This window comes from Paenibacillus sp. Root444D2, from assembly GCF_001426375.1.
Classification (GTDB): domain Bacteria; phylum Bacillota; class Bacilli; order Paenibacillales; family NBRC-103111; genus Paenibacillus_E.
Map to the genome: position 1 here is coordinate 49,256 of NZ_LMEO01000006.1, position 20,522 is coordinate 69,777.

Genomic DNA, 20,522 nt, shown 5'->3' on the forward strand with positions numbered 1-20,522 from the left:
ATGATTATGCTATTTATCGATAACGAAGGAATCACAGATCCCCGGATTAATTTAGCCATTGAGGAATATGCCCTAAGACAACTCCCTAACGATGAGAGTTACTTGCTTTTTTACATCAACGAACCGTCCATTATTATTGGCAAAAATCAAAATACAATCGAAGAAATCAATCCCGAGTATGTCAAAGAGAATAACCTGCATGTGGTTCGCAGATTATCGGGTGGCGGAGCCGTGTATCATGATTTGGGCAATCTGAATTTCAGCTTCATTACACGGGATGACGGGAACTCTTTTCACAATTTTCAAAAGTTTACTGAACCCGTTGTTGAAGCACTTCGTAAGCTTGGTGTTGAAGCGGCTTTAACGGGCCGCAATGATATCCAAGTCGGTGTGCGCAAAATTTCGGGCAATGCACAGTTTGCAACTAAAGGCAGGATGTTCAGTCACGGAACACTACTCTTCGATTCAGAAATCGAAAACGTTGTATCTGCCCTTAAAGTTAATCTTGATAAAATTCAGTCCAAGGGCATTAAATCGATTCGCAGCCGGGTTGCTAACATCATAGAGTTCCTGAACGAGCCTATTACGATGGAGGAATTCCGAAATAAGCTGCTTGCTTCTATTTTCGGTGCCGAGGAATCCGAAGTTCCCATGTACAAGCTTTCTGAGGAAGACTGGGTTCGTATTCACGAGCTATCTAAGGAGCGCTATCAGAACTGGGACTGGAACTACGGAAAATCCCCCAAAAGTACCGTGCAAAACTCTAAACGCTTTGAAGGCGTTGGTACAATTGATGTGCGTTTAGATATTGAAGAAGGCCATATTCATGATTTAATAATATATGGTGACTTCTTTGGAGCTAGCGATGTAGCAGAACTGGAGGAAACGCTGCGTGGTTCGCGGTATGAGGAATCTGCAGTACGAGAACGGCTATCAGGTATGGAATTGCAGCGTTACTTTGGTGCGCTGGATTTGGAGTCTTTTGTAGCTTTAATGATGTTAAATTAGTGCAAGGAGGGGGGCTGGCGATGACAAAGCTTTATTTAATCCGACATGGGGAAACGATGTGGAATGTGGAGCGCCGAATGCAAGGTCACTTGGATTCACCACTTTCAACTTTAGGGGAGCAGCAAGCCTCCTGGTTGTCAGATGCTTTGAAAGATGTTCACATGGATGTTCTATATGCGAGCAGCAGCGGTCGTACTTTGCAAACGGCGAATATCGTGAAAGGCTCGCGTGACTTGGCGATACATACCTCGGATGAGTGGAAAGAAATGAATCTAGGTGCTTGGGAAGGACGGATATCTTCAGAAATTGCGGATTTGGATCCTGACAACTTCCATGCCTTCTGGCATGCGCCTGATCTGTATAGACCAACGCAAGGTGAGTCCTATGCAGATTTACAGGCACGCGTTTTACCTGCAATTGTGCAGCTGTTAGAGGAACATGCAGGGAAAACAATAGGCTTAATTTCACACACAGTCACATTGAAAATCATCATGGCTTTCTTCGAGCGAAGAGCTTTAGCAGACTTGTGGAACCCGCCGTATTTTCACCCTACATGCTTAAGTCTTGTCGAAATGATTGATAACGAGCCTCATATCCGGCTTCACGGTGATACGTCCCATTTTCAAGAGGAAGCATTCGGTTTCTAAAATACGATATCAATAGGAGGAATTATTCATGATCTTAGAAGTAGCCATCCTTCCTGTAATTGCAGGGAAAAATGCGGAGTTCGAAGCAGCATTCCGCCAAGCATCATCCATTATTTCATCGATGAAAGGTTATATTTCTCATGAGCTGCAAACGTGTATCGAGGATAGCAATAAATATTTGCTGCTCGTTCACTGGGAAACACTGGAGGATCACACTATAGGCTTCCGCGGCTCTGAAGAATACCAGGAATGGCGGAAGCTGCTGCACCATTTCTATGACCCATTCCCAGTGGTCGAACATTATACGCTGTCACAAAAGTATCATTAATGGCTGTTGCGGTCTAAAATGCATCAAACGAGCGTAGGATGGATTGATACGAACCATCAAACCATCCTGTAAACGAGGTGATCCTCATGAGTGGTCGAAGCTTGCCATCCAGACAGATCAACATCGTCTTACGGCAGCCAGAGCCTGGCATGCAAAGGCGAGCCGTTGATGGAGTAGGCAACCAGACTCACGCTTCGCCGCTAGCTGATGCCGAGCCGCAGCTCACAGGAAAGAAGACGCCTCTCGAGGGTCCGCTTTCGGATGTTTTCAAAGAGCTGAATCAACTGATTGGCCTTGATAATGTCAAAGAGTTGGTGCATGAAATCTATGCGCTCTTACAAATTTCGCAATTTCGCGCAGAAGCCGGCCTGCTCAGCAATGCGCACGTGTACCATATGATTTTCAAAGGAAGTCCTGGAACTGGTAAAACGACAGTGGCTAGACTGATGGGTCGTATGTTTCATGCCATGGGTGTTCTGAGCAAGGGTCATTTTATTGAGGTGGAACGTGCAGATCTGGTAGGAGAATATATTGGACATACTGCTCTTAAGACTCGTGAGTTGATGAAAAAGGCGATGGGTGGCATCCTTTTTATTGATGAAGCCTACAGTCTGGCACGTGGAGGAGATAAGGATTTTGGCAAAGAATCCATTGATGCGCTGGTCAAAGGTATGGAGGATAAGAAGAATGAATTCATCCTTATTCTAGCAGGGTACAGTGACGAAATGGAGCAATTTCTGGCTACGAATCCGGGACTCCCTTCTCGATTTCCTATCCAAATCGATTTCGAGGACTATCCGATTGAACAATTGATTCAAATTACCGAACTCATGGCTAAGGACAGAGAATATGTTCTTCTTCCGCAAACGATTGTGAAGCTGAAGCAGCATCTAACCGATGAGAAAGCCGCTACATGGCGTGCATTTAGTAATGCGAGGTATGTTCGAAACATTCTGGAGAAAGCGATGCGGCATCAAGCCGTAAGGTTACTTAGTCAATATGTAAACGCACCTTCCAAATTAGAATTGATGTCAATAAGGCCTGAAGATATGAAATTTAAATGAAATTTATAAAGCCATTTAACTACAAACAGTTAAATGGCTTTTTTTTCTTGAATAAAACAATTGACAGATTGCTTGAACGTAGTAAAATAGACAGAGTGATTAAATGATTGATAATGATTATCAATATTAACTTGGTTGAATTTGGGTTTTATTTTTCTATAGGGAGTCGTGATTCATGCGCAAAGTCATCATAGTGAGTTGGATAGTGCTGCTAATGCTGCTATCTCTTCCTTTAACAGTAGCTGCTAAGGCAGAAGATGATCTGGCCAAAGCTGATGAAGGTATCGTTCACGCCATTCAAGCTGCAGAAAGCGGAAAGTTGGAGGATGCCTCCAAGATGTTCGAAACATTTCAACTAAATTGGTTGTCCTATGAAAGTGGTATTAAAGAGCGTTCATTGGCAGCCTATCAGAAGATTGAGCAAGCGATGGGTGAAGTATCCTTCCAAACGCTCAAGCAGCCAATTGATTCGCAGAAATTGGTTGCAGGATTGAATAATCTTCACAATTTGAACAAGAGTTTTATAGATGGCAACATGGATGCTTTCGGTAAAGTGGTTCAGGGCAGTGGTGATATTACTGTGAGTTCATTAGTTGAGTTGCTGGAGAAAGCGGCGGATCAAATGAAGCAGAATGATATCCAAGGTGCTTCCGCAAGTATCCAAAAGCTTCGAAATTCCTGGTTGCAAATCGAAGGTATTGTGCTTACACAATCCTCATCCGTCTATACATCGATGGAACGAGACATGGTTACTGCTTACGCACAGCTGACCGCTGTTCCTGCTCAGTCAAGTGAGGCTTCCGCTACAATTGCGCGAATGCACGCTGAACTGCAGCCTTTAGCGGCCAAAACAAGCTACTCCATGCTGGATGCAACAACTATTTTGCTCAGAGAAGGGTTGGAAGCTTTGTTAGTGGTTATTGCTTTACTAGGTTTCCTTAATAAATCGGGTCATGGTGATAAGAAACAATGGATTTGGTATGGCGTACTCGGAGGCTTGCTCGTCAGTATGGCGCTTGGTGTTGTCGTTCAACAGTTGTTTTCTACAAGTGCATTTGGGAACAACAATTTCTTAATTGCTGGATGTACGGGGATTTTCGCCGCTGTCATGCTGCTATATATGAGCTACTGGCTGCACAGCAAATCGAGTGTCTCTAATTGGCAAAAGTACATACGGGATCAGAGTGTAAAAGCATTGGCAACCGGAAGTCTAGTTTCTCTCAGTTTGCTAGCTTTTCTAGCTGTTTTCCGTGAAGGCACAGAAACCGTCCTCTTCATGATCGGTATGGCGTCTTCGATTTCCTTAAGCTCTCTTGTAGGAGGCATTGGGATTGGTGTTGTCATCCTACTTATTGTAGCCTTCTTAATTCTAAAAATTGGCCTGCGTATTCCAATGCGTCCATTCTTTCTAGTTTCAAGCTTCTTTGTATTTTATCTTTGCTTTAAATTTGCGGGGATGGGTGTGCACGGGCTTCAATTGGCAGGTTATTTGCCTGCGACGACAGCTTCCTGGCTGCCAAGTTGGGACTTTATCGCGCTGTATCCAACGTTAGAAAGTGCTATACCGCAATTTGTTCTCCTGTTATCCGCGTTGTTCGCGGTCATTTGGGACCGTCGTAAAACGATCCAAATGCGAAATATGGCATTATCCAAATAATATTATTAGAGAAAAGCGGAGGGAACCATCCCATGAAGAAACGTCAAAACCTTATAATTCTAGCAGCTGCTACAACACTTATTCTCGCAGGGTGCGGTAAAACAGAAACAACAGAAACAACAGAAGTGACCAAAGTACCAGTCAAAGAAGGCTCAGCAGCGCTTCTTACAAGTCTTGATCAGTTGAAGGGTCAACTGGACTCAAGTAAGGTTAAAGATCCGAAGAAGCAATCCACCCTACTTGAGAATCAGTGGGCCAGCTTTGAAGATGAAGTAAAACCGAAATTTCCAGAGTTGTATTTTAAAGTAGAGAAATTTCTGACGCCATTAGAAGCAGGATTGAAACAAGACAAGCTGGATTATGCAACATTAACTGCACTCAATAATAATTTGAAAGCAGCAATTACGGAGCTCAGCACCTCACTCGCTGATAATAAAGGTGCGGTTAATAAAGATGTCATCACCGCATCCAAAGAGCTGCAAGAGGCTGCTAAAGCTTATAATAAATACGTTCAGGAACAAGGGAAACAATTAGTCGCTGGACTCGAACAGCTGGATGCTGCTGTGAAGAGCGGCGATCTGAAAAAGGCACAAGATTCCTATGGACAATCGCGGATGCCCTATGAGAGAATTGAGCCTATTATTGAGACTTTTAGCGAGCTTGATGGTGTAATGGATGCTCGTGTGGATGATTTTAATAATGAAAAGGATCCTGAGTTTACAGGGTATCATCGTATAGAGTATTTGTTGTTTGTTAAAAAGAATGTGAAGGAAGCTGAAGCTTTCTCCTCACGTTTACTAGAAGACGGCAAGAAGATGCAGCAAGCAATCGCGGCAACTACCATAGAACCTTCTGATTTTATCGCGGGTGTCGGCGAATTGATGGAAGAAGCACAAGCCACCAAAATAACAGGTGAGGAAGAACGCTGGAGTGGAGCTACTATACCTGTTATCCGAGCTAATGTGGAAGGTGCGCAAGCCATCTATGATCTTGTCAAAGGTGAGCTGAAGAAGAAAGACGCAGCGCTAGATGAGAAAATCAGCAAAAGCTTAACTACAGTAATCGAAACGATGAACTCACTTTCACCTGTTGGTGTTACTTGGAACGATTTCAGCAAAATAGAACAGGCCAAACAAATCGATTTGAAAAATAAACTGGAAGCACTTGCAGAGCCATTAGTGAAAATGCCAGGAACGCTAAGTAAATAAGGGAATGGAAAGGAGAACAACGGTATGGGTGATAAAATGAATCGCCGTGCTTTCTTAGGAATGACAGCGGCAGGTGCTGCAGGCGTTATCGTAGGGGATCTGCTTGGGAAAGCACAGAAAGTGATACCTACTGCTTCCAACAAGCAACTAGGTACTGCAACAGCAAGCGCAGCGAATGAAACCATCTCATTTTATGGTGCTCATCAGACCGGTGTTGTGACTCCGGCCCAGAACTTTGCGAATGTGGCGGCATTTGATGTAACCACGCAGGATGTGAAGGAGCTAAAGGAGCTTCTGCAGCAATGGACCGAAATGGCAGCGTCTCTCATGGAAGGCAAGCCTCTTGCGGCTGAGCCTAAGGAAGGGAAATTTCCGCCATTGGATACAGGGGAGCAAATCGGCCTCGAGACGGGCAAATTAACGATTACCTTCGCTGTTGGTGCGTCTTTGTTCGAAAAAGATGGTGTCGACCGCTTCGGACTTCGTTCTCGTAAACCATCTGGCCTAACAGAAATGCCTATTTTTCATAAAGACTCGCTGCAGGAACAATTGACTCATGGAGACATCATTATTCAGGCTTGCGCGGATGATCCGATCATCTGTTTCCATGCGATTCGTAACTTAGCTAAAGCGGCACGCGGCGTTGCCCATTTGCGTTGGCAGCAAACCGGACAGTTAGGCGTGAAGTCTCAAGGGACAAAGAGAAACTTGTTCGGCTTCAAGGACGGTACGGCTAATCCAGACTTGCAAGATGAACAATTTATGAAAAATAATGTTTGGGTCGAGGCGGGAGACAGCGCATCTTGGTTTGCTGGAGGCACTTACATGGTTGTTCGCCGTATTCATATGCGAATTGAGACCTGGGATCAACAACCATTTTCGGATCAAGAAGAGATTATCGGGCGCCAGAAGGTTTCAGGAGCTCCAATGGATGGACAGAGTGAATTCGATAAGCCGAATTTCGCCGGGGATGTGAAGGGGGAGGTTACTGCCCTTGATTCTCATATCCGTCTTTCAAATCCGCGTACGGGAGAGAGTTCAGAACGTGAGCGTATTTTGCGCCGCGGGTATAATTTCATGGATAACCTCGATAACGTTGGACGAATCAATGCTGGTCTGTTATTCGTTTGTTTCAATCGGAACATCCAAACGCAGTTTGAATCCATTCAGAAAAGATTGACGAATCCGAAGCTTCCTGACAAAATGCTTTCCTATACGGACACAACAGGCGGCGGTTATTTCGCTGTGCTGCCAGGTGTTCCTTCTAAAGGTTCGTTTTTGGGACAAAGTTTATTTACTTAAAATAGGTGGAAAGCTACCGAGAGGCCTTTGGTCTTTCGGTATTTTTGTGTCTGATGATGGGAACACCGTTATAATCGAATTATCCGCTCCTGTAAATTGACTTTCCCAAGCATTTCCTACACAATGATGAAGGAATAAGCCCACATGGGGGCTATTTCGATTGCCTGAATGCAGCGTAAAGGAGACACTTATGAAAACAACTTCACATATGGTTGAGAAAGAAATCGATGACCGCGCGGTGCTCGTTAGTCTAGTCACTCAGAAACAGAAGAAAAATGAATTATTAGCGGAATACTCATTGCAAGAGCTGGTTAAGTTAGCGGAAACAGCAGGTGTGCTTGTTTTGGAGACAATGACACAGAACAAAGAAACAAAGGATACCAAATGGTTTATTGGTAAAGGGAAAGTTGAAGAGCTAAAGTTACGTTTAGAGGAGCTTGGCGGGAATACAGCCATCTTTGATCAAGAGTTGTCGGGTGCACAAGTCCGTAACTTAGAGGCTGCCTTAGATGTGAAAATCATCGACCGGACGCAGCTGATTCTGGATATTTTTGCGCAGCGTGCCAAAACACGTGAAGGTATTATTCAGGTTGAGTTGGCGCAGCTTAGTTATCTGCTGCCAAGGCTATCGGGACAAGGTAAGAACTTATCACGTCTGGGTGGCGGTATCGGGACGAGAGGTCCCGGGGAATCGAAGCTGGAGACCGATCGCCGGCACATTCGCGGCCGTATTGACGAGCTGAAGGCACAGTTAGAAGAGGTTGTTCGTCATCGGACGTTGCATCGTGAACGCCGTAAGAAGACTGGGGTGTTTCAAGTTGCCCTTGTTGGTTACACGAATGCAGGAAAATCAACTTTACTGAAACAATTGACTCAAGCGGACGTCTATATTGAGAATCAATTGTTTGCAACACTAGATCCGACTTCGCGGACAATGGAATTGCCAAGCGGCAAAGAGATCGTTTTAACCGATACTGTTGGCTTCATTCAGAACCTGCCGCATGATCTTGTTGCATCGTTCCGTGCAACGCTGGAAGAGGCTAATGAGGCTGATTTGATCCTTCATGTTGTAGATAGTTCAACAGATATGAGAAATGAGCAAATGCGGGTTGTCGCTGAGGTCTTAGAAGAACTAGGCGCACATCAAAAAGAACAGCTAACCATTTTCAATAAAATTGATCTTTGTTCGCAAGAAGATAGGGAGATGCTTTCGACCGAAGGTGAATTTCTGAAAATTAGTGCTTACACCCCTGATGATCTTGAACGTCTGCGGATCGCTATTCAAGAGAAGCTGATGGGTGAGAGTAAAGAGTTTCGCATTCCGGCTGACAAGGGAGACATCATTTCCCTGATGTACCGAATTGGCGACGTCCTGGAGACGGATGTGGACGGAGAAGATATGCTGTTCAAGGTCCGCGTGAATAAGGATGATTACGTCAAATTGGCTTATCAATTGGTCGCTTATGATCAACATGCACAGCAAGAGGCTCAAGATAGTGAGGGAGAGATTTACTAATTATGCAATTCGGGGATAAAGTTATTTCATTAATGGAGAGCGCAGAACGCCAGGTAGAGAGCGCTTTTCGCCAGATTGAGAAAACGATTGATCTTAATCAGTGGAAAGTGATTAGCGCTTTCCAAAAACATAAGGTAAGCGATTACCACTTTGCTTCTTCGACAGGCTATGGCTACAATGATCGCGGCAGAGAGGTGCTCGATCTTGTCTATGCGGATGCGATGGGAGCAGAAGCAGCACTCGTACGCCCGCACTTTGTCTCAGGTACACATACGATAGGTACAGCTTTGTTCGGTGTTCTGCGGCCAGGGGAACATCTACTTTACATAACGGGTAAGCCTTATGATACGTTGCATAAGGTCATTGGCAAGCCTGGCGACGGTATGGGGTCGCTGCAGGACTTTGGCATCGCGTACAGCGAGGTTGCGCTGACTGGGGAAGGCGCGCCGGACTGGTCGGCCATAGCGGCTGCCATACAGCCGAATACGAAGGTGATCGGCATACAGCGCTCGCGAGGCTACTCGTGGCGGCCTTCGTTCACGGTGGAGCAAATCGGAGAAATGGTCCGATTCGTCAAAGAAGTGAACCCGGCCCTGATCGTCTTCGTCGATAATTGCTACGGCGAGTTCACCGAGCTGCAGGAGCCGACGCAGGTTGGCGTCGATCTCATGGCCGGCTCGCTCATCAAGAACCCCGGCGGCGGTATCGCCCCATCCGGGGGCTACATTGCCGGGCGGCGCGACCTTGTGGAGCTCGCCGCCTACAGACTGACCGCCCCCGGTATTGGGGGCGAGGTCGGTGCCATGCTCGGCGCCACGCGAGCGATGTTTCAAGGGCTTTTCCTTGCCCCTCACTTGGTGGGGCAAGCTGTCAAGGGCTCGGTCTTCGCCGCCGCGGTGTTCGAAGAGCTGGGCTTCGAGAGCCATCCGCGCTGGCAGACGCCGCGCACGGACTTGATCCAAGCGATCCGCTTCACGTCGGCGGATCACTTGATCACGTTCGTGCAGGGCATCCAGAAGGCGGCTGCCGTGGATTCGCACGTTGTGCCGGAGCCGTGGGATATGCCCGGCTATGAGCATCCCGTCATTATGGCGGCCGGGACGTTCATTCAAGGCGGCAGTCTGGAGCTGTCCGCAGATGCGCCGATTCGTGAGCCCTATATCGCCTATTTGCAGGGCGGGCTTACCTACTCACACTGTAAGTTAGGGGTACTTACAGCAATCCAACATATGGAAGACAAGGGATTGTTGTGAAAAATAAGACTGTGAACAAACCTGACACTCCTTGACACATTCTTGTTACAAAGGTACAATAAGATAGAGGTATTTACTGACCAGGAGTGATTAGCATGAGTGATGAAATACGTAGAAATATGGCGTTATTCCCAATCGGGATCGTCATGAAGCTGACTGATTTAACCGCAAGACAAATTCGTTATTATGAGCAGCATGAACTTATTATTCCAGCTAGAACGGCTGGTAATCAACGACTGTATTCGTTTAATGATGTAGAACGACTTCTTGAAATTAAAGATTTAATTGAAAAAGGTGTAAACATCGCTGGGATCAAGCAGGTTCTTATCCCTGTCGATAAAGATTCAGAAGATGCCACAATACTGAATGAGCACACAGAAGTTAAGCGTAAAGAATTAACCGACTCCCAACTGCACAAAATGCTTAAGCAGCAGTTGATTGGCGGAGGTAAACGCCCTGATCAGGTTTCCCTGATTCAAGGTCAGCTTTCCCGATTTTATAAATAGCATTTCTTAATCGCTCGTAAATTGAGAGGAGACTGCACACGTGAGCTACAACAACAATTTTTCCAAAGAAGATATCTTACGCATTGCCAAAGAAGAAAATGTTCGGTTCATTCGTTTGCAATTTACGGACTTGATGGGAAGCATCAAGAACGTAGAAATTCCTTACAGCCAACTCGAAAAAGCACTCGACAACAAGATGATGTTCGATGGTTCTTCCATTGAGGGTTATGTGCGTATTGAAGAGTCTGATATGTATTTGTATCCTGATTTGGATACATGGGTTATTTTCCCATGGGTTACCGAAAGCAAAGTAGCACGTTTAATCTGCGATATTTATATGCCAGACGGCAGACCTTTCGCAGGAGATCCGCGTGCTATCTTGAAAAATGCATTGAAACAAGCTGAAGAAATGGGCTTTACGGCCATGAACGTAGGTCCTGAACCAGAATTCTTCTTGTTCAAAACGGATGAAAAAGGCAATCCAACAACGGAACTAAATGACCAAGGCGGTTATTTCGATTTGGCTCCGATGGATTTGGGCGAAAACTGCCGCCGCGATATCGTGTTGACGCTTGAAGAGATGGGCTTTGAAATTGAAGCATCCCACCACGAAGTGGCGCCAGGTCAACATGAAATCGACTTTAAATACGCAGATGCGATTAAAGCGGCTGACCAAATTCAAACCTTCAAGCTCGTCGTCAAAACCGTTGCTAGACAACATGGTTTGCATGCGACCTTTATGCCTAAACCTTTGTTCGGTATGAACGGATCTGGTATGCACTGTCACCAATCCTTATTCAAAGGTGATGTAAATGCCTTTTATGAAGAGAACGATAAATTAGGTTTAAGTAATGTAGCTAGACATTATATGGCGGGTGTTCTTCGTCATGCACGTTCTTTTGCTGCGATTACGAACCCTACTGTTAACTCTTACAAACGTCTTGTACCTGGTTATGAAGCGCCTGTATATGTAGCATGGTCCGCAAGTAACCGTAGTCCAATGATCCGTATTCCAGCATCCCGCGGGTTAAGCACTCGCGTTGAAGTACGTAACCCGGATCCGGCTGCTAATCCTTACTTGGCTCTTGCTGTTATGCTTGCTGCCGGACTGGATGGCATTAAGAATAAAATGCAGCTTCCTCCTCCTACTGATCGTAACATCTATGTGATGACTGAAGAGGAAAGAGAGAGCGATGGTATTCCTACTTTACCATTGAACTTGAAACAAGCGTTGGACGAGCTGCTTCGCAATGATGTGATTTGCGATACACTTGGCGAACATGCTCTGGCTCATTTCTATGAACTTAAAGAAATCGAGTGGGATATGTATAGAACACAGGTTCACCAATGGGAAAGAGATCAATATCTGTCCCTTTATTAATCGCCTAGCAAGTTGATATTTTGCAACAATTAGATATGAAAAGCCCGTCAGCCTTCAGGAACGATTCTGAACTGATGGGCTTTTTCACGCGAAGGAGATCATAAGTATGTTGGACAACTTTCAAATTAATTTGGAGAAGTACGCTGAGCTTGTTGTTAAGGTTGGGGTTAACCTCCATAAAGGCCAGGATCTGATGATAGAGTCGCCGATAGAATCCTTAGATTTAACTAGACTTATCGTGAAAAAAGCCTATGAGGCAGGGGCAAATTTTGTCCAAGTGCACTGGCAGGATGATGTGATAACTCGCAGCAGATTTGAATATGCCAATGATGAAGCTTTTGATTATTATCCAGAGTGGTATACGAGTATGTTAGAACGCTTTGTAGAAAATGGTGGAGCTTTACTGAATATCAAAGTGCCGGATCCTGATTTGTACGCGGGTATTGATGCAAGCATGATTTCAAGAGCATCCAAATCCATGGCTACGGCTAGAGCAAAGTATCAGCACTATGTGAGAACAAGTAAGTTCAGTTGGTGCTTAATCAAAGCGCCTACAGTGGCGTGGGCATCCAAAGTGTACGCTGATTTGCCTGAAGAACAGCGGATCGATGCAATGTGGGAGGCAATCTTCCGGATAAATCGCGTTTATGAAGAGGATCCGGTTGCTGCTTGGCGAGTTCATATGGATCAATTGAAGCGCGTTCGCAGCGTTTTGAATGAGAAGCAGTACGAGGCGCTTCAATATCGAGCGGCAGGCACAGATTTGCGAGTCGAATTGCCGGAGGGTCACATTTGGCTTGGCGGTGATACGGAGAACGCAAGTGGAATACGATTCGTAGCGAATATGCCAACCGAGGAAGTTTTCACGATGCCTAAGCGAACAGGTGTTCATGGGACGGTGTCGAGCACCAAGCCATTAAATGTGAATGGGGCGCTTGTGGATCGGTTTTCGTTCAAGTTCGAGGACGGGAAAGTAGTGGATTATCAGGCAGAAGTCGGCTATGAGCATCTAACAAGGTTGCTGGATATGGACGAGGGCGCACGCTACTTGGGAGAAGTTGCGCTCGTACCTTTTGATTCGCCTATCTCTAATCTTGACCGCATTTTCTACAATACAGGCATCGATGAGAATGCATCCTGCCATCTGGCCTTAGGCAGCTGCTACCCGATAAATTTGCAAGATGGCGTATCTTTATCAAGTGAAGAGCTGAAAGCTCGCGGTGGGAACACCAGTTTGATTCATGTGGATTTCATGATCGGGACGGCTGATCTTGAGATCGATGGCGTCCTTGGTGATGGTACGGTTGAACCTATTTTCCGTCGTGGAAATTGGGCGATTGCATTTTAGTTGTATTTATTTGGTTTGTTAGCTTAATTCCAAAGGTGTGAGTACTTCTGGGTTTATCAAGGGGTTAGATAGCAGATAGCAGATAGCTGATGAAGACCGCAGAAGGAAAAAGGAAGCTAGAAGCTAGAAGCTAGAAGCTAGAAAATAGAAAATAGAAAATAGAAAATAGAAGTCTCTAGAGACCGCTAATTTGTCCAAAAGTGAGGAAATATTAAGAATAGAAGTCTTTAAAGATTCCTATTCCTTAAAGTTGAATCAAATAGGGCCAAATATTACCGAATAGAAGTCTCTAGAAGCTTCTATTTCCTCAAAATTTGATCTTAATGACGTAATAGCAGTCTCTAGAGGCTCTTATCTGAATCCACAGTTCAGCCTTTTTGGCTATGACGGGATTAAAGCCCATTTCATTAACTTTGAAATATCTATATTTGGATCGATTGCCTCACTATCTTTTAAGTTCCTCAATTTGCCCCATTGCTCCATGTAATTTAAGGCTGTTTACATCCAAAAGAACCGAGGGACTATTGTCCTCTCGGTTCTTTATCATTGGTATTGTATGTAGAATAAGGGCTGTAGTGCTATTACATATCCCGGAACAAACCAATGACACGGCCAAGAATCGTAACATGTTTCAAAAGGATTGGCTGCAAAGCCGAGTTCTCCGGTTGAAGACGAATATGATCCTTCTCCTTGTAAAAGCGTTTCACCGTTGCTTCATCATCTTCCGTCATTGCTACAACAATGTCCCCGTTATTAGCGGTTTGCTGTTGCTTTACGATGACATAATCGCCATTATGAATACCGGCTTCGATCATACTGTCACCCATGACGCTAAGCATGAACACATTATTATCTCCTACCATGCTGACAGGAAGAGGGAAGTAGTCTTCGATGTTCTCTGTTGCTGTAATAGGCACACCGGCTGTAACTTTACCAACGAGAGGTACACGAGCTACAGAAACTGCAAAATGCGTTTCCGCACCGTCAAGTCCTAGAATTTCAATAGCACGTGGCTTTGTAGGATCTCGACGAATCATACCTTTCTTCTCAAGACGCTCCAAATGTCCATGAACTGTAGAACTAGAAGCTAGTCCAACTGCCTCGCCGATTTCTCTAACGGAAGGTGGGTACCCCTTATCTTTCACTTCATTCTTAATGAATTCCAATATAGCTTGTTGACGCTGCGAAATCTTACTCAATAGTTATCACTCCAATACTGGGAATCATTACCCAAAGTATAACATAGAACCCGAGTTCGTACAAACATAAGTTCGAGAAAAGGGTTGACTCAAACATGTGTTCGTGTTATTCTAATACCAGAACAAATGTTTGGGAGATGATTATTCATGTATATGGCTTATACAAACACTAACACAACAAACTCACCTCATAGATCTGCTAGCACATCCAAAGGGATGACATTTCATTCTAGTTATACAAAAGCGATTGTTCGCTTCATTTTATTAGCAGTTATTCTTGGTACTGTGTTTTCATTTGGTGCTATGGTTCAAGCCTATGCAGGGGATGGGGCTGCAACTGCAAAGACCGCAGTTTCCATGACACCTATTAACATCACTCCGAAAGCTGTCGTACAAGATCAAGTCGTTATTCAACATGGAGACACACTCTGGGATATTGCTTCCACACATAAAAAAAGCGATGAGAACGTTCGTTCCTACATACATAAATTAAAGACAATCAATCATTTATCTACCAGCTCCTTGAAAGAAGGACAGGTTTTATTGCTTCCTTAATTTCACTCTGCTATTTTTAATAGACTCTAAACATGATGAGGCTTGGACACATGTTCCTATGCCTCTTTTTGTTGTCTCTTGACATTCCTTAATAGGGATGGCAAAGTAGTACTCATATTGAATTTTTGACTGGGAGGATCATTATGAGTGACAACATGGAACAGAATATCGAACGTATTAATGAGCTTGCTCGTAAAGCGAAAACAGTTGGCTTAACAGATGCGGAAATCGATGAACGCAACGAACTCAGAAAGAAATATATTGAAGCATTCCGCGGCAATCTTAAAGTTCAACTTGATTCCATCAAGTTTACGGACGAAGAGTAATCGCTGCTCATATAGATACAACATTCAAAAGGGGAAATGAATGATGACGTTGAAAGCTGTGCTTTTTGATTTAGATGATACGCTTCTGTGGGATGATCGCAGTGTGCAGGAAGCATTCGAAGCGACATGTGCTGAAGCTGCAAAGCACGTTGCGGTGAATCCCGCGGAATTGGAAGCCTCTGTTCGCAAGGAAGCGCGTTCTTTATATGAATCTTTTGAAACCTTTGCGTTTACGAAGATGATTGGGATTAATCCCTTTGAAGGCTTATGGGCTAATTTCACACAAGGTGAGAATGAGAACTTTCGTAAGCTTGAGAAACTAGCGCCAGGATATCGTACGGAGTCTTGGACAAGAGGGCTTGCGGCGTTGGGGATAGAGGAACGTGAGCTCGGGTATAAGCTTGGAGAACTATTTCCAGCAGAACGCCGACGCCGTCCTTACGTATATGAGGAAACGTTTCGAGTATTGGACGCTTTGAAAGGCAGCTATCAATTACTGTTATTAACGAATGGCTCGCCAGATCTGCAAAAGGAAAAATTAGCAGGTGTCCCAAATATCGCACCATACTTTGATCATATTGTGATCTCGGGTGAATTTGGCGTAGGTAAGCCAGCGACAACGATTTTTAACCATGCTCTGGGACTACTTGGGATAGAAGCTGAGGAAGGAATCATGATCGGAGATAAATTGACAACCGATATCCTTGGTTCTAGCAGCGTAGGTATGCGCAATATTTGGATTAATCACCATGGGCTTCAAAGTGGAGATGAGATCGTTCCTGTGTATGAGGTTTCCCGTCTTCAAGACATTTTGCCGATTATTGCGAACGGACAATAAAGAATAAAGAAAAACCCAACGGCTGCTTAGGACGTTAAGTCCAGCGCTGTTGGGTTTTTGCATCATATAATAGAATTAGGCTTTGCTAAATTCTGGATCATCAATGTTATAAGCAACCCAGCCATCTTTTTCGATGAAGAGACGAACGGCAACGATTTCACGATTATCCATAAGTGTGAAGAAATGGTTCGTGTTCTCAGGAACTGAGATCACATCGCCTGGTTCAAGTTCAACATCAAAATAGCCAACTTCGCCTTCGGATTTGATAATGAAAATTCCTCGTCCAGAAACGATTGCACGAATTTCATCTTCCGTATGTGTGTGTACTTGTTCGAATTTCTTCAGAAGCTCTTCGATGTTAGGCGTTGAATCGGAAAGCGCGATTACATCCCAAATTTCATAACCGCGTCTAGCAGCCAAATCACGAATTTCTTCTTCATAAGTACTAATAATTTCAGCTTTCTCTTCATCACTTAGAATGAATTTCTCACGTAGTGCTACCGGAAGCTTGTTAGCATCCCAGTGTTCATATACAACATTTTGACTATCCAAGAAGGCTTTGACCTGCTCTTCGCCTTCAATACGTTCATTCGTATTGCGAATTCTAATTTGTGCCAAGCTGCATCCCTCTTTCTGAGTAAATATAATATAGGGATCTTTGACTTACGATCAAAGTCTCTCCTTTGAATTATAGTGGAAATACAGTTAGCTGTCGATGGTTGAACATAAGTATTTCCGATAAAACCTATAGGTAATTGTGATAATTCAAATTCTTTTCATAGAAGCCGGATTCTGTTACACTAAAGCATAACATAATTTGTCGTTTTTTTTATTCTCAATTGCTTTAGGATAAGTTGAAAGGGAGTCATGCAATGACCAAAACACCAATACAAGAGCAGCTTAAAAAGAAAATCATGATCCTAGATGGTGCCATGGGTACAATGATTCAGCAAGAGAACTTAACAGCTGAAGATTTCGGGAGCGATGATCTGGACGGTTGTAATGAAATTCTTTGCGTTACACGGCCAGATGTTATTCGCAAAATTCATGAAGCTTACTTCGCCGCTGGCGCTGATATGATAGAAACAAATACATTCGGGACCACGAGCGTGGTACTAGCGGAGTATGATTTGCAAGATCGTCATCGTGAATTAAATCTTGCGGCAGCCAAACTGGCTATCGAAGCAGCGAATAAATATTCGACACCGGAGTGGCCTCGTTATGTTATCGGAGCCATGGGTCCAACAACCAAAACGTTGTCGGTAACCGGTGGAGTCACATTCGCTCAGCTAGAGGAGAGTTATTATGAGCAAGCATTAGCTCTGGTTGAAGCGGGCGTGGATGCACTACTATTGGAAACTTCTCAAGATACTCTGAATGTAAAAGCAGGCAGTATCGGAATTCGCAGAGCTTATGAAACATTGGGTGTTGAACTTCCAATAATGATCTCGGGTACGATTGAGCCGATGGGCACAACATTAGCAGGTCAAAATATTGAATCCTTCTATATTTCTTTGGAACATTTGAAGCCTATTTCAATGGGTTTGAACTGTGCTACAGGACCTGAATTTATGAGGGATCATATCCGAACATTGTCTGATATTGCTGAAACAGCAATTAGTTGTTATCCGAATGCCGGTTTGCCGGATGAGAACGGACATTACCACGAGTCTCCTGAATCTTTGGCTAAAAAGATGGCCGGATTTGCAGAGCAAGGCTGGCTCAATATTGCCGGTGGGTGCTGTGGGACAACGCCCGATCACATTCGTGCAATGGCGGAGACACTTTCTCAGTATAAGCCAAGAACGCAATATGGTTCGCATTTACCTGCTGTCTCCGGGATTGAAACGTTATTTATCGAGCCAGAAAATCGTCCGATCATGGTTGGCGAACGGACCAATATTTCAGGTTCCCGAAAATTCAAACGCCTGATTAAAGAAGGGAAGTTTGAAGAGGGCTCTGAGATTGCGCGTAATCAAGTTAAGAACGGCGCTCACGTTATTGATATTAATCTGCAGGATACAGACATTGACGAAGCTTATGCCGTTGAAGAGTTCATGCAGCAGGTTGTGAAGAAAGTCAAAGTTCCGTTAATGATTGACTCGACATATGACCATATTATTGAGCTAGGACTTAAGTACTCCCAAGGTAAGGCGATCATTAACTCCATTAACTTGGAGGATGGCGAAACGAAGTTCGAAGGAATTTTACCTTTAATCAAACGTTATGGGGCTGCGGTTGTTTGTATTCTCATTGATGAACGAGGCCAGGCTGTTTCGCGAGAAGCGAAGATCGAAGTGGCGACGCGGTCTTACGAGCTTTTGACACAGAAGTATGGTATGAATCCGGAGGATATTATATTTGATCCCAATATGTTCCCAGTAGGCTCCGGAGACCCGCAGTACATCGGTTCCGCCGTAGAGACGATTGAGGGCATCAAGCTGATTAAAGAAAAGTTTCCTAAAGCCAAAACAATTCTAGGATTAAGTAATATCTCCTTCGGTTTACCGGATGCTGGGCGTGAAGTGCTGAATTCCGTATATCTATACCATTGTACGAAGGCAGGCCTAGATTATGCCATTGTGAATACAGAAAAATTGGAGCGTTATGCTTCCATCCCGGGTACAGAGCGTCAATTAGCTGAAGAACTTATTTACAATACGAGTGATGAGACACTGGCACAATTTGTTGCTCATTTCCGTGAGAAAAAAGTGGAAAAGAAAGAGAAGATTTCGAATCTGACTCTAGAAGAAAGACTTGGCTCTTATGTCGTGGAAGGGACCAAGGAAGGGCTGATCCCTGATTTGGAAATTGCTTTACAGACTTATTCGCCGCTTGAAGTCATCAATGGGCCGCTCATGAAGGGGATGGAGGAAGTTGGACGCCTTTTTAATGGGAATGAACTGATTGTGGCTGAGGTTTTACAAAGTGCGGAAGTCATGAAGGCTTCAGTTAATTATTTGGAACCATTCATGGAGAAATCCGAAACAGCGGTTAAGGGGAAAATTATTCTTGCAACCGTTAAAGGTGATGTACATGATATCGGTAAAAATCTGGTCGAAATTATCCTATCGAACAATGGTTATAAGATTATTAATCTTGGGATTAAAGTACCGCCGGAGCAAATCATTGAAGCCTATCGAAGGGAGCTTCCGGACGCGATTGGTTTATCTGGATTGCTTGTGAAATCGGCTCAGCAAATGGTTATCACGGCCCAAGATTTACGTACGGCAGGTGTGGATGTACCGATTCTGGTTGGCGGTGCTGCTCTAACACGTAAATTTACCAAAACACGTATTCAGCCTGAATATGAAGGTGTTGTTCTTTATGCAAAGGACGCGATGGATGGGCTGGATATTGCAAACAGACTGAGTGACCCTGAACAACGCCAACGTCTCATTCAGGAGCTAAGAGAAAGCTTGGAATCTGATGTGATGGATACCGGTAAGAAGGAAGAGAAACTGCCACAGCTCACACGTGTGAGTTCGTCTGCTGTATCCAAGGATCTTCCTGTGCAAGTGCCGCAGGATACAGAACGCCATATTATGAGGGATTACCCGATAAGCCATCTAATGCCTTATGTCAACATGCAGATGCTGCTTGGTCATCATCTTGGTTTGAAAGGTAAAGTAGAGCAGCTGCTTAGCGACAAAGATACGAAAGCCCTTCAATTGAAGGATACAGTGGATTCAATTCTATATGCTGCACAGCATAATGGGATTATCAAAGCCCACGGGATGTACCGTTTCTTCCCAGCACAATCCAGCGGTAACGATGTCATCGTGTATGACCCGCAGGATCACAGTAAAGTGCTTGAAACCTTCACATTCCCGCGTCAAGATAAAGAGCCTTATCTTTGCTTATCCGACTACCTGAAGTCAGTAGAAAGCGGGCAAATGGATTACGTTGGTTTCTTACTTGTTACGGCAGGGCATGATATTAATGAATTGGCTAAAGAATGGCGGGATAAAGGGGATTATTTGAAATCCCATGCCCTTCAGGCTACAGCACTGGAAATGGCTGAAGGCTTTGCCGAGCGGATTCATCACATCATGCGCGATGTATGGGGGATAGCCGATCGTGTAGATATGACCATGCAGGAGAGATTTGGGGCCAAATATGTCGGACAAAGGTTCTCTTTCGGTTACCCGGCATGTCCGAATCTCGAGGACCAAGCGAAGTTGTTCAACTTGCTGAAGCCAGAGGATATTGGCGTAGAGCTAACGGAGTCGTTCATGATGGAGCCGGAAGCATCGGTTTCTGCGATCGTATTTGCCCATAAGGAAGCTCGTTACTTCAACGTAGGATAGAAAGTTTATGTATAAAGCGAGGCAGCTTGTGCGAACTACATGGTTCGTCGGCGTCCTCGCTTTACATTTTGGCATT

General features: G+C 44.5%; 18 protein-coding genes. 16 read left to right on the forward strand and 2 right to left on the reverse strand.

All coding sequences use genetic code 11. From position 1 onward, the window contains the following. Window positions 1–6: 6 nt before the first annotated feature. The 12 genes from ASD40_RS05555 to ASD40_RS05610 all read left to right on the forward strand — a co-directional run bounded on the left by ASD40_RS05555 (window position 7) and on the right by ASD40_RS05610 (window position 13,218). Window positions 7–1,008 (forward strand): lipoate--protein ligase, encoded by a 1,002-nt coding sequence (locus ASD40_RS05555; protein WP_057302347.1) that lies wholly within the window; start codon window positions 7–9, stop codon window positions 1,006–1,008. Between the two features lie 20 nt (window positions 1,009–1,028). Continuing rightward, window positions 1,029–1,655, forward strand: coding sequence for a histidine phosphatase family protein (locus tag ASD40_RS05560; RefSeq protein ID WP_235549177.1), 627 nt, complete (start codon window positions 1,029–1,031; stop codon window positions 1,653–1,655). 28 nt (window positions 1,656–1,683) lie between these two features. Further along, window positions 1,684–1,983, forward strand: a complete 300-nt coding sequence (locus ASD40_RS05565) for an antibiotic biosynthesis monooxygenase family protein (protein WP_057302348.1) — start codon at window positions 1,684–1,686, stop codon at window positions 1,981–1,983. A gap of 86 nt (window positions 1,984–2,069) precedes the next feature. Further along, window positions 2,070–3,047 (forward strand): AAA family ATPase, encoded by a 978-nt coding sequence (locus ASD40_RS05570; RefSeq protein WP_057302349.1) that lies wholly within the window; start codon window positions 2,070–2,072, stop codon window positions 3,045–3,047. 175 nt (window positions 3,048–3,222) lie between these two features. Further along, complete coding sequence (locus tag ASD40_RS05575) at window positions 3,223–4,704, forward strand: FTR1 family iron permease (protein WP_057302350.1); 1,482 nt, start codon at window positions 3,223–3,225, stop codon at window positions 4,702–4,704. A gap of 32 nt (window positions 4,705–4,736) precedes the next feature. Beyond that, a complete protein-coding gene (locus ASD40_RS05580) occupies window positions 4,737–5,912 on the forward strand; it encodes an EfeM/EfeO family lipoprotein (protein WP_057302351.1) in 1,176 nt (391 codons plus the stop codon). 24 nt (window positions 5,913–5,936) lie between these two features. Next, the gene (efeB, locus tag ASD40_RS05585) at window positions 5,937–7,214 is read left to right on the forward strand and encodes an iron uptake transporter deferrochelatase/peroxidase subunit (protein WP_057302352.1); all 1,278 of its coding nucleotides are present in this window, start codon (window positions 5,937–5,939) and stop codon (window positions 7,212–7,214) included. 190 nt (window positions 7,215–7,404) lie between these two features. Next, window positions 7,405–8,730: a GTPase HflX gene (gene hflX / locus ASD40_RS05590; RefSeq protein ID WP_057302353.1), complete on the forward strand. Its 1,326-nt coding sequence runs from the start codon at window positions 7,405–7,407 to the stop codon at window positions 8,728–8,730. A 2-nt stretch (window positions 8,731–8,732) separates the two neighbouring features. Next, complete coding sequence (locus ASD40_RS05595) at window positions 8,733–9,983, forward strand: methionine gamma-lyase family protein (protein WP_057302354.1); 1,251 nt, start codon at window positions 8,733–8,735, stop codon at window positions 9,981–9,983. Window positions 9,984–10,078: 95 nt separating this feature from the next. Then, complete coding sequence (locus ASD40_RS05600; RefSeq protein ID WP_047676992.1) at window positions 10,079–10,489, forward strand: MerR family transcriptional regulator; 411 nt, start codon at window positions 10,079–10,081, stop codon at window positions 10,487–10,489. A gap of 40 nt (window positions 10,490–10,529) precedes the next feature. Continuing rightward, complete coding sequence (glnA, locus tag ASD40_RS05605; RefSeq protein WP_057302355.1) at window positions 10,530–11,870, forward strand: type I glutamate--ammonia ligase; 1,341 nt, start codon at window positions 10,530–10,532, stop codon at window positions 11,868–11,870. 109 nt (window positions 11,871–11,979) lie between these two features. Beyond that, window positions 11,980–13,218 carry an aminopeptidase gene (locus ASD40_RS05610; protein WP_057302438.1) on the forward strand — a complete coding sequence of 413 codons (1,239 nt, stop codon included), beginning with the start codon at window positions 11,980–11,982 and terminating at the stop codon, window positions 13,216–13,218. Window positions 13,219–13,799: 581 nt separating this feature from the next. Here ASD40_RS05610 and lexA read toward each other — a convergent pair. Then, a complete protein-coding gene (gene lexA / locus ASD40_RS05615) occupies window positions 13,800–14,417 on the reverse strand; it encodes a transcriptional repressor LexA (RefSeq protein ID WP_047676998.1) in 618 nt (205 codons plus the stop codon). 147 nt (window positions 14,418–14,564) lie between these two features. Between lexA and ASD40_RS05620 the strand changes: the two genes are divergently transcribed. From ASD40_RS05620 to ASD40_RS05630, 3 genes are all read left to right on the forward strand, one after another. Then, complete coding sequence (locus ASD40_RS05620; protein WP_057302356.1) at window positions 14,565–14,972, forward strand: LysM peptidoglycan-binding domain-containing protein; 408 nt, start codon at window positions 14,565–14,567, stop codon at window positions 14,970–14,972. 143 nt (window positions 14,973–15,115) lie between these two features. Further along, the gene (locus tag ASD40_RS05625; protein ID WP_047677001.1) at window positions 15,116–15,298 is read left to right on the forward strand and encodes a DUF896 domain-containing protein; all 183 of its coding nucleotides are present in this window, start codon (window positions 15,116–15,118) and stop codon (window positions 15,296–15,298) included. A 43-nt stretch (window positions 15,299–15,341) separates the two neighbouring features. Continuing rightward, window positions 15,342–16,136, forward strand: coding sequence for an HAD family hydrolase (locus ASD40_RS05630; RefSeq protein ID WP_057302357.1), 795 nt, complete (start codon window positions 15,342–15,344; stop codon window positions 16,134–16,136). 75 nt (window positions 16,137–16,211) lie between these two features. On the opposite strand, the gene ASD40_RS05635 is transcribed toward ASD40_RS05630, so the two are convergent. After that, window positions 16,212–16,754, reverse strand: coding sequence for a 1,2-dihydroxy-3-keto-5-methylthiopentene dioxygenase (locus ASD40_RS05635; protein WP_057302358.1), 543 nt, complete (start codon window positions 16,752–16,754; stop codon window positions 16,212–16,214). 254 nt (window positions 16,755–17,008) lie between these two features. On the opposite strand from ASD40_RS05635, the gene metH reads away from it, so the two are divergent. Next, window positions 17,009–20,446 carry a methionine synthase gene (gene metH / locus ASD40_RS05640; RefSeq protein WP_057302359.1) on the forward strand — a complete coding sequence of 1,146 codons (3,438 nt, stop codon included), beginning with the start codon at window positions 17,009–17,011 and terminating at the stop codon, window positions 20,444–20,446. Window positions 20,447–20,522 lie beyond the last annotated feature (76 nt).

Excerpts from the sequence above, each read along its gene's own strand:
- ASD40_RS05555 (WP_057302347.1), top strand. The coding sequence starts at position 7 with ATGCTATTTATCGATAACGAAGGAATCACAGATCCCCGGATTAATTTA.
- ASD40_RS05560 (WP_235549177.1), top strand. The coding sequence starts at position 1,029 with ATGACAAAGCTTTATTTAATCCGACATGGGGAAACGATGTGGAATGTG.
- ASD40_RS05565 (WP_057302348.1), top strand. The coding sequence starts at position 1,684 with ATGATCTTAGAAGTAGCCATCCTTCCTGTAATTGCAGGGAAAAATGCG.
- ASD40_RS05570 (WP_057302349.1), top strand. The coding sequence starts at position 2,070 with ATGAGTGGTCGAAGCTTGCCATCCAGACAGATCAACATCGTCTTACGG.
- ASD40_RS05575 (WP_057302350.1), top strand. The coding sequence starts at position 3,223 with ATGCGCAAAGTCATCATAGTGAGTTGGATAGTGCTGCTAATGCTGCTA.
- ASD40_RS05580 (WP_057302351.1), top strand. The coding sequence starts at position 4,737 with ATGAAGAAACGTCAAAACCTTATAATTCTAGCAGCTGCTACAACACTT.
- efeB (WP_057302352.1), top strand. The coding sequence starts at position 5,937 with ATGGGTGATAAAATGAATCGCCGTGCTTTCTTAGGAATGACAGCGGCA.
- hflX (WP_057302353.1), top strand. The coding sequence starts at position 7,405 with ATGAAAACAACTTCACATATGGTTGAGAAAGAAATCGATGACCGCGCG.
- ASD40_RS05595 (WP_057302354.1), top strand. The coding sequence starts at position 8,733 with ATGCAATTCGGGGATAAAGTTATTTCATTAATGGAGAGCGCAGAACGC.
- ASD40_RS05600 (WP_047676992.1), top strand. The coding sequence starts at position 10,079 with ATGAGTGATGAAATACGTAGAAATATGGCGTTATTCCCAATCGGGATC.
- ASD40_RS05620 (WP_057302356.1), top strand. The coding sequence starts at position 14,565 with ATGTATATGGCTTATACAAACACTAACACAACAAACTCACCTCATAGA.
- ASD40_RS05625 (WP_047677001.1), top strand. The coding sequence starts at position 15,116 with ATGAGTGACAACATGGAACAGAATATCGAACGTATTAATGAGCTTGCT.
- ASD40_RS05630 (WP_057302357.1), top strand. The coding sequence starts at position 15,342 with ATGACGTTGAAAGCTGTGCTTTTTGATTTAGATGATACGCTTCTGTGG.
- metH (WP_057302359.1), top strand. The coding sequence starts at position 17,009 with ATGACCAAAACACCAATACAAGAGCAGCTTAAAAAGAAAATCATGATC.